Below are 12,770 nucleotides of genomic sequence, written 5' to 3' on the forward strand. Positions count from 1 at the left end.
TAAAATTTAATTGCTCACTATCTTGTGTTCACTTTCACTCACAAGGATCACCAGCATGAGCAACGCACTCTTCGAGATTCCCGTCACCACCATCAAGGGCGAGCAGAAGACCCTGGCCGATTTCGGTGGTAAGGCTGTGCTGGTGGTCAATACCGCCAGTAAGTGTGGCTTCACTCCGCAGTACAAAGGGTTGGAAAACGTTTGGCAGCAATACAAGGATCAAGGCTTGGTTGTGCTGGGCTTCCCGTGCAATCAGTTCGGCAAGCAGGAGCCAGGTGATGAAGGGGCGATTTCCGAGTTCTGCGAGCTGAACTTCGGTGTGAGCTTCCCGCTGTTCAAGAAGGTCGATGTGAATGGCAGTGATGCCCACCCGCTGTTCGTAAAACTGAAAAAGAGCGCGCCAGGCCTGCTCGGCAGCCAGGGCATCAAGTGGAATTTCACCAAATTTCTCCTGAATGCTGATGGCACGGTGATCAAGCGTTTCGCTCCGACCACCAAGCCTGAAGACCTGACCGCTGAGATCGAAGCGCTGCTGCAATGACCCAGGCTAGTTTGTACGCGGATGAAGAGCTGCAGCTGGATAACCAGCTGTGCTTCAAGCTCTACGCTGCTTCACGGGCGGTCATTCGAGCCTACAAGCCAATGCTCGACCAGCTTGGCCTGACTTACCCGCAGTATCTGGCCATGCTGGTGCTGTGGGAGTGGCGGCAGCAGCCACCAACATTGCCAACGGTTAAAGCGTTGGGCGAGCGTTTGCTGCTGGATTCCGGCACGCTGACGCCGCTGCTCAAACGCCTGGAGTTGCAAGGCTTGTTGCAGCGCAAACGTTCGACCAGTGATGAGCGTGAAGTGCACTTGGCCTTGACGCCTGCCGGCTGTGCTTTGCGTGAGCAGGTATTACCGCTGAAAAGCCAACTGCTGTGTGAGAGCGGCATTGACCTTGACGCGCTCTCGGCGTTGCGTGGCCAGGTGGGGTCATTGTTGGATCAATTTATGCCGCTTAACCACTGATCGAGCAGGGCGGCTAATTCGTCCTTGCGAAAGGGCTTGGCCAGGTAGTCATTCATTCCCGCGACCCGGCAGCGCTCACGTTCATCTGCCATGGCGTTGGCGGTTAGCGCGATGATGGGCAACCCGGCGAATTCGGCTTTTTGGCGAATTCGCCGGGTGGTTTCATAGCCATCCATGACCGGCATGTTGCAGTCCATCAGGATCAGGTCGACCGCCTCGGTCTCTAGTAGGCTAAGGGCTTCTGCGCCGTGATTAGCCAATAGCACCGCGTAGCCGAGCTTTCCCAGCATGCCTTTGGCCACCAACTGATTGACCGGATTATCTTCTACCAGCAATACGCTAGCTTTGCTGCAGCGTTGCGGTTCGCTGTGCTGTGAGGTGATATGGGCCTCAGCCTGATCGAGGATGCGCCGTAACGCCTGCAGTAGCGTTTGCCGTGACAGCGGCCTGGCGAGTTGTTCAATGGGGGCGAGGTTTTCCACCTGCTTGCTGCTGAGGAAGTTGTCGTAGGCGCTGACGAGCAGAATGGGCAGGCGAGATAGCTCGCGTAGTTCACTGAGGCGTTGTGGGTAATCGCTGATCAGCAAGTCGGCATCAAGATCGGTCAGCGGCTTATCGACATCCAGTGGCTGATAGTCTAACCCCCAGCTTGGCAACAGACTTGCCAGCTGTGCGCTGAGCCCTGAACTGGCTGGGCTGAGGCTGAGAACACGGCCACGTAATTGCGGCAGTTGCGCGGTACTGGTTGTGCTGGGCAGTGGCAGGTCGACGTAGAAGGTGCTACCAAAACCTTCACGCGTTTCCAGGCTGAGCTGGCCGTGCATCGCCTCGCAGAGCCTGCGAGTCAGGGCCAGGCCGAGGCCGGTGCCGCCAAACTGCCGGGTAATGCCGACGCCGGCCTGGGCGAAGGGCTGGAATATGCGCATTTGCGCGTCCTCGGCAATGCCGATGCCAGTGTCGCGCACGATGATTTTGATGCCGCCAGGTTGCGCGTTGACGCCGATGTCGATACGCCCGAAGCGGGTAAATTTCAACGCATTGGACAGTAGGTTGCTGACGATTTGTCTGACTCGGGTTGGGTCGCCCAGCAGTTGCGGGGGGAGCATCGGGTCGATCAAGCAGGTCAGCTCGACGCCAGGCACGGCGTTCTGCGAGAGCAGGCTGGCGGTTTCTTCAACCAGGCTGCCGAGGTCAAAAGGAATGTTCTCCAGCTCAAGTTGGCCGGCTTCGAATTTTGACAGATCGAGGATGTCATTGAGCAGCTTGACCAGTACCTTGCCGGAGTCGTGGGCAATCGACAGCTGCTGGTGTTGTTGGCTGTTCAGCGGTCCGTCTAGGGACAGTTCGAGCATGCCGAGCAGGCCGTTGAGTGGCGTACGGATCTCGTGGCTCATGTTGGCGAGAAAGGCTGATCGCGCTTGGGCCATGTCCAGCGCTGTTTGCTTGGCTTGTTCCAGCGCGTTGTTGGTGTCGAGCAGGCGGCTATTGGCTGCTTCTAACTGCTCGGTGCGTGCCGAGATCATGTCTTCCAGTTCGGCGAGGTAGCGTGTCAGGCGATCTTCGGCTTGCTGGCGCTGGGTAATTTCGCTGGCGATGCTGGTCAGCTGGCGGTTGGTAACATCGACCAGTACGCCGATTTCGTCGTGTTCATGGCCTGGCGGGTAGGGCAGCTTGCTGTTGTTGGCGCTACGCAGGTCACGCTCGCTGAGGGCGCGAATAAAGCCCGTTAACGGCTTGGTTAGCATGAAGTAGAACAGCACCAGCAGGATCAGCGACAGCAGCAGGCTGCGGGTGAAGCCGGTGAGTAGGGTCAGCAGCGAGCGTCGCAGAAAGTGGCTGCCAAATGCGTAGGTGTCCACTTCAAGGCTGAGTTTGCCAAGCTCCTCCGTGGGCGCGTGGCTGACGAATAGCGTTGTCTCAAAGTGACGGCGTGAACCGAAGATGAAGTCGCTGATTGGACGGAAGCGGCTTTCCATGGCGGGCCGGCTAACCCTGGCCAGGGTTAGCAAGTTGTTGTCGATGATCTGTGCGCTGATCACAGCAGGTGAGCGCAGCAAGCCCAGCGCGAGCTCTTGCGCCAGTTCGGCATCGATGTTGTAGGCGATTCGCGCCGCCGGGTTATGGCTGATTTGCATCAGCGCATTGATCTCGCGGTTGATGGAGGCATCTTCGCTGGCATAATCGATGCCCACTTGAATCAAGCTAAGTGCCGTGCCGAGAATAAAGGCTACTAACACGGTCAGACCTGCCTGTTTGAATGACAGGCGTTGGGTTAGCGCTATATCCATATGGGCCGGTACTTCTCGTGTTGAATCGCCAACCAAGCATAGCCCAACTGTTTTGCGGCACGGCAGTGGCTGAGCTATCTGAAAACTCTGGAGTGTGTCGTGGATTCGCGTTTAGCTGATTTTTTATTACGCGCCGAAGCTGTGCTGGCGCGGTTGGAGCCGTTGTTACCTGTTCTGCGGCCGCAGATCGACTGGCAGCAGAGCCTGGCGGCGCGCTGGCAGCATGATGGGCGCAGCGGCTTTTTGACGCCGGTCAAGGTCAGCCTGGATATGCGCTTGAGTGATCTGATCGGAGTGGATCGCCAGTGTGCTCAGCTGGCACGCAATACCCAGCAGTTCATCCAAGGGTTACCTGCCAACCACGCCTTGCTGTGGGGCTCGCGTGGTACCGGGAAATCATCGTTGGTACGCGCGCTGCTGGCGGAGCATGCCGCTGCCGGGCTGCGGTTGATCGAGATTGAACGTGACCATCTGGCTGATCTACCGCGGGTGGTTGAGCTGCTGAGTGGTTTGTCGCAGCGTTTTGTACTGTTCTGTGACGACCTCTCGTTCGAAGCCGGTGAGGGGGATTATCGCGTGCTGAAAACCGTACTTGATGGTTCTTTGGAGCGTGCGCCGGACAATGTGCTGCTTTACGCGACGTCCAATCGTCGCCATCTGGTGCCCGAAAAACAGAGCGACAACGAGAACTGGCAGCATGTGGATGGTGAACTGCACCCCAATGAAGCAGTGGAAGACAAGATTGCGCTGTCTGATCGCTTCGGTCTGTGGTTGTCGTTTTACCCGTTTACCCAAGAGCACTTTCTCGATGTTGTGCGGCACTGGGTGCAGGTGCACGCTGAGAAGGCTGGCCTGGTCTGGGAGTGGGATGAAACGCTGGAAAAGGCAGCGATCCGCTGGGCCTTGGGGCGCGGCAATCGCAATGGTCGTTGCGCCTACCAGTTCGCCCGTGACTGGGTGGGGCTACAGCTACTGAGCAAAGCTGATGATTGATCTACAACAAAGCGGGACGGGGCTCGACGGCTACCCGTTGTTAGTGGCGCAGCTACGGGCGCTGCTATCGGGCGAGCGCGACTTTATTGCCAATGCGGCGCAATTTTCTGCGTTTGTGTTTCAAGAGCTGAGTGATCTGAATTGGGCGGGGTTTTACTTGGCGCGTGGTGCGGAGCTGGTGCTCGGGCCTTTTCAGGGCAAAGTGGCTTGTGTGCGGATTGCCTTCGGTCGCGGTGTATGTGGCGCTGCTGCTGCCACTGGGCAAACCCAACGAATCGAAAATGTGCATGAGTTTACCGGGCATATCGCCTGTGACAGTGAGTCTAATAGCGAGCTGGTGGTGCCGCTATTCAAAGATGGCTGTTTGCTTGGCGTGTTTGATCTCGATAGCCCGTCACTGGGACGCTTTAGCGCGGCGGATCAAGCCGGTATCGAGCAATTGGTCGCTGTGTTTGTTGAACTTACCGATTGCTGAGTTGGCATATACACCAGAGCCCGGATCAAGCCGGGCTCTTTGCTATCCGGGGTATGTCTGCTCAGGTTGTTGCGGCCATCTTGGCGAGTATCTTCTGCTCGCCCGGTAGTACACCTTGCACGGAGGCGCGTGCTTTGATTCGCGCGTAGTGTGCGCTTAGGTTGGGCCAGCGCTGGGTGTCGAGGGTTTCATTGCCGTGTTGCATATTGATCAGTTGGCAGGCGAGGGCGAGGTCGGCCAGCGTCAAGCTGTCACCTACTAGGTATTCGGCCGTCCCAAGGGTCTTTTCCAAGTAGTCGAAGTGCACGGGTAGTTTCTCGTGCAGAGCCTTTTGTACGGTGGCTTCGTCGCAGCTCTGACCCATACTGGGTTTTAGTGCGCGGTTACGAAACACGCTGAAGGTGCACAGCGGTGCCAGTTCATAGTCGGCATATTTCTCTAGCCAGCGTACTTGTGCGCGCTGTTCGGCGTTTTGCCCCAGCAGGCTGGCGAGTTCCGAGTGTTTTTCGTCCAGGTATTGGCAGATGGTGCTCGAGTCGGCGAGGCTGAAATCGCCATCCTTTATGGCCGGGATGCGTCCCAGTGGGCTAATGTCGCGATACCAGGCCGGTTGGCCGAATGGCAGGATGACTTCCAGTTGGTAGTCCAGACCCTTTTCCGCTAAAAACAGACGAACTTTGCGAACGAAGGGGGACAGTGGGGCACCGTAAACAATCAGGCTCATATTGTTCTTCTCATCTCGGTGGTTCGAACGTCGTACGATTTATTGGATCAGTCGTAGATGTTTTTCTTCTTCCACTCATCATCGCCACTCAGTGACTCAAGGCCGGCATCAAGTTCGCTGGGCTCATTGCTGGTGGGCTTGCTGATTTCCAGCACCAGGTCGTTGGCGCGGGCGAGCTGCTCTTCGAATTTTTTCAGAGCATTTTTGTAAGCGCTAGGGTCAGGTTGTTTACGTAGGTACTGTACGCCGCGCTCGAAGGCCAGGCGCGCCTGCCCCGGTTGATTTTGTTGCAGTGCTTGTTGTCCCAAATTGGCAAAAAACTCGATATGCACCTGTGTCAGCATGTGGCGTACTTGGTTAAGCCAGTGTTTGGCTTCGTTGGTTTTGATAATGCCGTCTTTGGCGCAACGAGTGATTTGGCTGTGCAGGCTTTCCAGCTGGAAGCGCACTTCTTTGGCCTTTTCCTCATTAAGAACCACTTGGGGCGGATTGTTGATGGCAATTGCGTCACCTTGGGTGAGTAGCAGGCGCAATTCTTCAGTGCGTGCCTTGAGGGCGTTATTGCCTCTGTCTAAAGGCAGTATGCGTTCACTGAAGTGCAGCTGTAGGCGGTTGAGCAGTTGCTTGAGGGGCGGTGTCATAAGTTGGCCGGGAAGTGTTTCAGCGAGCGTCTCGCAGCGCCTCAGCCGGTCACTGAGCTCGGCCTTGACTCGAGACTTCTCCAGTTTGTTCTTCTCGACCATATTGTTGATGTAGGCAATGGCAATCAAGATGAAGATGCCAGAGACAATCAATATGGTAATCACGAGTGGGGACATGGCGTAGCCTTTCGTTCAGCGATTTTTCGTCCGAGTGTAGTGCGTTAGCCTAGAGGCTGATAGAGCAACAGCGCATTAGCGGGTGAAGTCGTTGATTTATAAAATTTTTTACGTAGAGGTTGACGAGCCATCAAAGGCTCCATAGAATGCGCGCCACTTCATAGCGCAATGCTAAACAGCAAAGCGTTGAGAAGCCGGATAGAAGTTGTAATCCGGGCAGCGTCCCCTTCGTCTAGTGGCCTAGGACACCGCCCTTTCACGGCGGTAACAGGGGTTCGAGTCCCCTAGGGGACGCCATTTTTTTACCAAGTTGTATTGCGGGAATAGCTCAGTTGGTAGAGCACGACCTTGCCAAGGTCGGGGTCGCGAGTTCGAGTCTCGTTTCCCGCTCCAAATAACCGAAAACGCCGCTCATTGAGCGGCGTTTTTGTTTCTGTTGTTTTTGATGCATGTAAAAAGCCCGCCGGTAATGCCGTGCGGGCTTTTTTGTTTAGTGCGTACCACCTTGAGTGGGCATGGTCAGCAGGTGTTTTTCCTGATTCCAGTCGAACGGTTCGTCGTTCTCTTCGGCGTAGAAGCGGCGTTCTTCGAGGTTTTGGTACATCTCAATTTCTTCATCCGGCATAAAGTGCAGGCAATCGCCGCCGAAGAACCACAGCAAGTCGCGTGGCACCAGGTGGGCGATTTGCGGGTAACGCTGGAAGATCTGGCTGATCAGGTCCTGGCCCAAGTAAAGGCTGCCCTCTGGATCGCTCGGCAGGTCGCTAAGCAATTCATCGTAACGCTCCAGGTACATGGCGTGGCTGTCATCGAGAATCTGCTCGGCTTCACCCAGGGCGACCAGGATGGTGCGCAAGTGCTGCAGCAGGGCGAGGTGATGGTCGATGTGTTGGTTGGCCATGGGGCAATCCTGTAGGTAAAACGGGCGGCGCAGTATAAAGCTGCCGCCGCCCGCTGTCCTGTTTGCCTAGCGCTTGTTGTCGATCTGGCAAGCCAGGCTATGACGAAGCTCTAACGCACCTTGCCGGGGCTTAGGGTCAGCTCCTCCTTGGCGAAGTCGTCGACATCAATCACCACGCGCCGCGCTGCTTCTGCTTGCTGCAGGCTGTTGGCCTCTTCAGCGCTGAGTACACCAGCAGCCAGTGCGCTATCAATCAGGCTTTGCCCAGGCTGTTGCTGCACCTGGCCGGCTTTAACCGCCTTATGCAGTTTTTTCTGCACGCTCTGGGTGTCCTGTAGCAGGTTCATCGCATATTGCAGGGCACCTACCGGGTCCTGCTCGGCTTGTGGGCGGTAGCAGCCTTCGAGCAACTCCTCCAGTGCTGGGTCGCCGCTGTTGCGGCCTGTAATGGCTGCAACTTGGGCGTCCAGTTCATCGCTTGGGCCTTTGTGACGACGACCCAGTGGCAATACCAGCAGGCGTAGCGCGCAGCCGAGGAGTTTGCTGGGGAAGTTGCTGAGCAGTTCTTCCAGTGCTTGTTCGGCCTTGCTCAGGCTTTCTTCCATGGCCCAGCACAGCATGGGCTGGGAGTGCTCAGGATAGCCAAGGTCGTGGTAACGCTTGAGTGCAGCAGACGCTAGATACAGGTGGCTGAGTACATCACCCAAGCGTGCAGACAGGCGCTCGCGGCGTTTTAATTCGCCACCCAAAATCATCATGCTGGTATCGGCGAGCAGGGCAAAAGAGGCGGCGAGTCGATTGAGCGCGCGGAAGTAAGGACGGCTGATGCTATCGCCGGGCACTTGACTGAAAACGCCCAAGCCAAGACTAAGCAACAGACTGCTGGCGGCGTTGCTCACGGCAAAACCGATATGTTGCAGCAGCAATCCATCAAACTCCTGCAAGGCCTGATCCTGGTCCTCATGGTTGGCCAGGGCCATTTCCTTGAGTACATAGGGATGGCAACGAATCGCGCCCTGACCAAAGATCATCAGGTTGCGCGAAAGGATATTGGCGCCTTCCACGGTGATAAAGATTGGTGCGCCTTGCCAGGAGCGCGCCAGGTAGTTATTCGGGCCCATGATGATGCCCTTGCCACCGTGCACGTCCATGGCGTGGCTGATGCATTCGCGGCCGCGTTCGGTCAGGTGGTATTTGAGAATGGCCGAAAGGACTGAGGGCTTCTCGCCCAGATCCACCGCGTTGGCTGTGAGGATGCGTGCGCTGTCCATCAACCAGGCGTTACCGCCGATACGCGCTAGAGCTTCCTGAATGCCTTCAAAAGCGGACAGCGGGACGTTGAACTGCTCGCGGATCTGGCTGTACTGGCCGGTGGTCAGACTGGTGAACTTGGCCGCCCCGGTGCCGACTGCAGGTAGCGAGATAGAACGGCCGACGGACAGGCAATTCATCAGCATCATCCAGCCCTTGCCGAGCATCTCCTGGCCACCGATCAGGTAATCCAGCGGGATAAATACATCCTTGCCGGCGTTCGGGCCATTCATAAAGGCGGCGCCGAGGGGCAGGTGACGGCGGCCGATTTCTACGCCAGCTGTTTCTGTGGGCACCAGTGCCAGGGTTATGCCCAGGTCTTCCTCTTCACCCAGCAGATGCTCGGGGTCGTAGGCTTTGAAGGCCAGGCCGAGCAGGGTCGCGACCGGGCCTAGGGTGATATAGCGTTTTTCCCAGTTCAGGCGCAGGCCGATGACTTCCTCGCCCTGCCACTGACCTTTGCAGATGATCCCGGTGTCTGGCATCGCGCCGGCGTCGGAGCCCGCCAGTGGACCGGTCAGGGCAAAGCAAGGAATATCTTCGCCGTTGGCCAGGCGTGGCAGGTAGTGATTACGCTGTTCGTCGGTGCCGTAGTGCAGCAGCAGCTCAGCCGGGCCGAGTGAATTGGGCACCATCACGGTGGATGCCAGGTCGCCGGAGCGGGTGGCCAGCTTCATCGCCACCTGGGAGTGGGCGTAAGCGGAGAAGCCTTTGCCGCCATACTCCTTAGGGATAATCAGGGCAAAAAAGCCGTGTTTTTTAATATGCTCCCAGGCTTCGGCAGGCAGGTCCATCTGTTGGCCGATTTGCCAGTCACTGACCATGGCGCAGAGTTCTTCGGTCGGCCCATCGATAAAGGCCTGTTCTTCCTCGGTGAGTTTTGCCTTGGGGTAGGCGAGCAGGGTGTCCCAGTCTGGCCGACCACTAAACAGTTCGCCATCCCACCACACCGTGCCGGCTTCGATAGCGTCGCGTTCGGTGGCTGACATTGGCGGCAACGTTTGCTTGAACCACTTGAACAGTGGTGCGCTGAGCACGCTGCGGCGTTGCTGCGGCAGCAGCAGGGGGAGGGCGACGGCGAGCAACAACAGCCAGAACACACCCATCAACCAGGCTGGGGCGTGACTGAAGATGCCCATCACAAGCAGAAAGCCTGCCGCTATACCTAGCGCAGGTAATGGCGCGCAGCGGCGGTGGGCGAGAAAGGCCGTGCCAAACAGCAAGGCGAGTAACCAGAGAGCGAGCATGCAGAGTCCTCCATGATGACGATGTGTTTGACGCACCATCATGAGCGTAGTCGCCATGAATGGCGACAAGAGCGGTGAGCTTGGCCGAATCGTCGTGACAATGGCCGGACTCGCGTCGCTAGACTGGTTTCTCAATCATTGGCTTTCAATCATGAGAAATCCTGATGCGTGAATACCTCGAACCCGGCCGCTTCATCGATAGTGACCACCCAGCGCTGGTGGAGTTCGCAGAAAAGTTCCGCGGGGGCAGTCGCGACCCGCGTGAGCAGGCCGTCAGTCTGTATAACGCCGTGCGTGATGAAATTCGCTACAACCCCTATATGTTCAGCCGTGAGCCTGAAACGCTGAAGGCCAGCCATGCACTACAAGCGGGGGAAAGTTACTGCGTCCCTAAGGCCAATGTGCTCGCCGCCTGTGCCCGGCATTGCGGCATCCCGGCGCGGATTGGCCTGGCTGATGTGCGCAACCATCTGGCCACGCCGCGTTTGTTGCAGGTGCTGCGCAGCGATGTCTTCGCTATGCATGGTTACACCGAGTTGTTTCTCGCTGACCGTTGGGTCAAGGCCACGCCGGCGTTCAACCTGGCCTTATGCCAAGTATTCCAAGTCGAGCCACTGGAGTTTGATGGCCAGACTGACAGCGTATTCCACCCATTCAACCAGCAGAAAGCGGCATAAAGAATACGGAGTTTTGTGGAGAATCGCCGCGCCCGGTCTACTCTGATTCGTGAACCCGCAACCAAGGAAGGAATGCAGCATGCTGATACTCACCAGAAGGGAAGCGCAGTCCCTACGATTCACAATCAAACCTGAATACGCACACCAGATTGATGACCTCATTAAAGAGGGCATCAGCGTGACGGTTATAGAGATAACCAAGAAAGGCCAAGCACGGATTGGCATTCAAGCCCCAGACTGCGTACTAGTGCTGAGGGATGAAATTGAAGACCGTTCTAAATTCGCTGACTGCCTTTAAGGAAGACTCTTGACTAGATTGTTGATCTTGCTAGCAGCGGTGCTGGTGTTGAGTGGCTGTGGGCCAAGTCTGGAAGAAATACAAAATAACGCTAAGGCGTCCATGCAGGATTACTTCGACACTGACGCCAATATGAGAGGCTACAAAATCAAAGTAGGTGCTTTGCAGGCGATCAAAGAGAACGGCAACACTTATAGAGGTATTGCCCGTGTTCAAGTAGGCGGGGAGGAGTACCCAGTTAGCGTATCCATCGTGGCGGATGGGGAAAATCTGATGTGGAGCGCGGAACGTGGTGCGTTCATGTTCCTGATGAGGCACCAGAAAGAGCCTGCACCTAATTATGGGGCTGAGCTTCGGTGGGTTGTTCAGGTGGCCAGCCTATCTGATGCATCGGTGGCGGATGGACTGGTTGAGTCCCTGACCAAGACAGGATTCAAGACTTACAAACGGCAATCGAAAGAAGGTATGAGCAGAGTGTTTGTCGGGCCTGTCAGTGACAGAACCGAGGCGGATAGGCTGCGTGTTCAGCTCAATAGTCAGCACAAGCTCAATGGCTTTGTGGCCAGATACCAAGAGCCGGAGTAACTCCCCCGCTGGAGCAAACAGGGCGCTTGTTAAAAGGCGTCAGGGATATAGCTGTCACCCTGTTAGGCAGCAAGGGGACGGCAATTGGACAGCACTCGGCTAGACCTCTCTCGGGGTCAGTGTTAACGGCACTTTAGGTGGCTGGATGTATCTGCACTACAGCCTGTCGGGTGTGTTTGCGGGCTGCGCTGTGCTGGCTCTTTTTTGGCTGGTCTTTGCTGTTACTATGCGTGAACCGCCGTATGTCACCAAGCCGAAAGGCTAAGACTTATTCGATGGTGGCGGCGGTTTTACAGCGCCAAAAACACTGTTTAGATACACAGCAAAAAGAGCTTGAATCTTGCAAGGAATGCAGGGAGAATTTCAATTGGCAGCATTTTCCGTGCCAATAGAAAAGCCCTGGCCCTTGCGAGCCAGAGCTTTATTCGGAGCTGACTATAAAGACGGGCCTAGGAAACTCAACCTTTAAAGACAGCGAAACCCCAGACCAGAGGCATGAGGTTTAAGCGAACTGAAGTATAGGTTTATACCCTAGAGTAATACAACACCGTGCAACATCTTGGTGATGATCGGTGTGAGCTGGCCTTATGCCATGGTCATTCCAGAAGGAATGCATCATGAGTACACGCACTATCCGACGCCAACGGCGTCATTCCCCGCAACGGGATAAAGTCGTACACGTTAACCGTTATCGGCGCTGGCGCTTTGAGCGGTGGGAAATCGTCTGCGAGCACTACCGTAGTCTGCCAAGGCAGCTAGCCTTCGACTTCTACGTTTAACGCTACAAAGGGGCATGGATGCCCCACCTTTCCTAAATCCCCATCCTGACTGACTCCCAATTTTCCGGGCTGCTGGCTGCTGGAAATATCTGGCGTGGCTGGTTGGAAAATATCTGATAGCCCCGGATGCTTCTGGCGTTTACCCAGCGGGTTGGCTCCTTTGCTTAGACCGGGCAAGACCAAGAAACCCACCCCCTCTAGAGTGATAGAAATATCGTCACGCCTTCTGGTTGGGGCTGCTTGCAGGGGGCTGACATCGCTCATGGATGGTCAGGATGGTGCTTTGTAGTGGGCTACAGCGTGTTCTAAGGGGCGCTAGAACATAGAGAATGCAGCGGCGGGTAAGCAAAAAGCCCCAGCTTAAGGGGCCTTCGGATCGGGCGGGCTCACTTTATTTTGCGGGGCTTTCCCTGCTCTTCCATCAGTTCAGCAAACTGAGTCCATGTGAGGCTGTGTTTGTTGACATGGTTCCCTGACGGCACCCATTCAATATTGCCCTTGCTAATGAGGATGGTGCCAAGCTTGCCGCCATCCTTCTTCACTTCTATTTCTACATCCTGGCGCTGTACCAGCTTGGATTGAAGATTGATTTTTACTTCGTGAGCCATGGCGCTTTCCCTTGCGGACTTTATGTCACTCGATCCTACCTACCGTGATGGCATT

Annotated in this window: 13 protein-coding genes, 2 tRNA genes and 2 pseudogenes; 11 read left to right on the forward strand and 6 right to left on the reverse strand. The window is 56.2% G+C overall.

Annotated features, from left to right (window positions below; translation table 11 throughout):
* The first annotated feature begins 55 nt into the window (after positions 1-55).
* Together VCA57_RS19100 and VCA57_RS19105 are read left to right on the forward strand one after the other, a co-directional pair.
* Positions 56-541 carry a glutathione peroxidase gene (locus tag VCA57_RS19100; RefSeq protein WP_411186647.1) on the forward strand — a complete coding sequence of 162 codons (486 nt, stop codon included), beginning with the start codon at positions 56-58 and terminating at the stop codon, positions 539-541.
* Entirely contained in the window at positions 538-1,011 is a 474-nt protein-coding gene (locus VCA57_RS19105; protein ID WP_411186648.1) for a MarR family winged helix-turn-helix transcriptional regulator, read from the forward strand. The genes VCA57_RS19100 and VCA57_RS19105 overlap by 4 nt, the downstream gene beginning before the upstream one ends.
* Here the strand turns inward: VCA57_RS19105 and VCA57_RS19110 are convergent.
* Positions 987-3,299 (reverse strand): response regulator, encoded by a 2,313-nt coding sequence (locus VCA57_RS19110; RefSeq protein ID WP_411186649.1) that lies wholly within the window; start codon positions 3,297-3,299, stop codon positions 987-989. The genes VCA57_RS19105 and VCA57_RS19110 overlap by 25 nt on opposite strands.
* 99 nt (positions 3,300-3,398) lie before the next feature.
* Here VCA57_RS19110 and VCA57_RS19115 point away from each other — a divergent pair, with 99 nt between their 5' ends.
* Positions 3,399-4,292 (forward strand): ATP-binding protein, encoded by an 894-nt coding sequence (locus VCA57_RS19115; RefSeq protein WP_411186650.1) that lies wholly within the window; start codon positions 3,399-3,401, stop codon positions 4,290-4,292.
* On the forward strand, positions 4,285-4,767 hold the full coding sequence (locus VCA57_RS19120; RefSeq protein WP_411186651.1) for a GAF domain-containing protein: 483 nt from the start codon (positions 4,285-4,287) through the stop codon (positions 4,765-4,767). The genes VCA57_RS19115 and VCA57_RS19120 overlap by 8 nt, the downstream gene beginning before the upstream one ends.
* Positions 4,768-4,828: 61 nt before the next feature.
* On the opposite strand, the gene VCA57_RS19125 is transcribed toward VCA57_RS19120, so the two are convergent.
* Both VCA57_RS19125 and VCA57_RS19130 read right to left on the reverse strand, forming a co-directional pair.
* Positions 4,829-5,491: a glutathione S-transferase family protein gene (locus VCA57_RS19125; RefSeq protein ID WP_411186652.1), complete on the reverse strand. Its 663-nt coding sequence runs from the start codon at positions 5,489-5,491 to the stop codon at positions 4,829-4,831.
* A gap of 47 nt (positions 5,492-5,538) precedes the next feature.
* Positions 5,539-6,309 (reverse strand): hypothetical protein, encoded by a 771-nt coding sequence (locus VCA57_RS19130; protein WP_411186653.1) that lies wholly within the window; start codon positions 6,307-6,309, stop codon positions 5,539-5,541.
* A 221-nt stretch (positions 6,310-6,530) separates the two neighbouring features.
* Between VCA57_RS19130 and VCA57_RS19135 the strand changes: the two genes are divergently transcribed.
* Positions 6,531-6,606 (forward strand) — tRNA-Glu (locus tag VCA57_RS19135).
* 20 nt (positions 6,607-6,626) lie between these two features.
* Positions 6,627-6,702 (forward strand) — tRNA-Gly (locus VCA57_RS19140).
* A gap of 97 nt (positions 6,703-6,799) precedes the next feature.
* Here VCA57_RS19140 and VCA57_RS19145 read toward each other — a convergent pair.
* Both VCA57_RS19145 and VCA57_RS19150 read right to left on the reverse strand, forming a co-directional pair.
* Entirely contained in the window at positions 6,800-7,210 is a 411-nt protein-coding gene (locus tag VCA57_RS19145) for a PA2817 family protein (protein ID WP_411186654.1), read from the reverse strand.
* Between the two features lie 110 nt (positions 7,211-7,320).
* On the reverse strand, positions 7,321-9,768 hold the full coding sequence (locus VCA57_RS19150; RefSeq protein ID WP_411186655.1) for an acyl-CoA dehydrogenase: 2,448 nt from the start codon (positions 9,766-9,768) through the stop codon (positions 7,321-7,323).
* A gap of 164 nt (positions 9,769-9,932) precedes the next feature.
* On the opposite strand from VCA57_RS19150, the pseudogene VCA57_RS19155 reads away from it, so the two are divergent.
* The 5 genes and pseudogenes from VCA57_RS19155 to VCA57_RS19175 all read left to right on the forward strand — a co-directional run.
* A pseudogene (locus VCA57_RS19155) lies at positions 9,933-10,433 on the forward strand (transglutaminase-like domain-containing protein); the annotation flags it as partial.
* Positions 10,434-10,524: 91 nt separating this feature from the next.
* Positions 10,525-10,743: a carbon storage regulator gene (locus VCA57_RS19160; protein WP_411186656.1), complete on the forward strand. Its 219-nt coding sequence runs from the start codon at positions 10,525-10,527 to the stop codon at positions 10,741-10,743.
* Between the two features lie 9 nt (positions 10,744-10,752).
* Complete coding sequence (locus tag VCA57_RS19165) at positions 10,753-11,328, forward strand: SPOR domain-containing protein (protein WP_411186657.1); 576 nt, start codon at positions 10,753-10,755, stop codon at positions 11,326-11,328.
* Positions 11,329-11,381: 53 nt separating this feature from the next.
* Positions 11,382-11,578 (forward strand): annotated as a pseudogene (locus tag VCA57_RS19170) (MFS transporter); the annotation flags it as partial.
* 367 nt (positions 11,579-11,945) lie between these two features.
* The gene (locus tag VCA57_RS19175; protein ID WP_411186658.1) at positions 11,946-12,107 is read left to right on the forward strand and encodes a hypothetical protein; all 162 of its coding nucleotides are present in this window, start codon (positions 11,946-11,948) and stop codon (positions 12,105-12,107) included.
* Positions 12,108-12,493: 386 nt separating this feature from the next.
* Here VCA57_RS19175 and VCA57_RS19180 read toward each other — a convergent pair whose 3' ends face one another.
* Positions 12,494-12,715 carry a hypothetical protein gene (locus VCA57_RS19180; protein WP_411186659.1) on the reverse strand — a complete coding sequence of 74 codons (222 nt, stop codon included), beginning with the start codon at positions 12,713-12,715 and terminating at the stop codon, positions 12,494-12,496.
* Between the last annotated feature and the right edge of the window lie 55 nt (positions 12,716-12,770).

The organism is Pseudomonas sp., assembly GCF_046581935.1.
GTDB lineage: Bacteria > Pseudomonadota > Gammaproteobacteria > Pseudomonadales > Pseudomonadaceae > Aquipseudomonas.